Origin of the sequence: Burkholderia sp. Bp9142 (assembly GCF_003853415.1) — a bacterium.
In the GTDB taxonomy this organism is placed as follows: domain Bacteria; phylum Pseudomonadota; class Gammaproteobacteria; order Burkholderiales; family Burkholderiaceae; genus Burkholderia.
Window position 1 is genome coordinate 1 of record NZ_QTPP01000130.1, and the last position, 218, is coordinate 218.

At 58.7% G+C, this 218-nt stretch carries 2 tRNA genes; both read right to left on the reverse strand.

From position 1 onward, the window contains the following. Positions 1-76, reverse strand: a tRNA-Glu gene (locus tag DIE22_RS37980). 65 nt (positions 77-141) lie between these two features. Then, positions 142-218 (reverse strand) — tRNA-Asp (locus DIE22_RS37985).

Sequence of the window (218 nt, forward strand, 5' to 3'; positions counted from 1 at the left end):
TGGCGTCCCCTAGGGGATTCGAACCCCTGTACTCACCGTGAAAGGGTGATGTCCTAGGCCTCTAGACGAAGGGGACAACGTACTGCTTACACCTTTAATGCAAAAGCCCGCTCAAAACGTTCATCTGAACGGGCTTCGTTCTGGCGGAGCGGACGGGGCTCGAACCCGCGACCCCCGGCGTGACAGGCCGGTATTCTAACCGACTGAACTACCGCTCC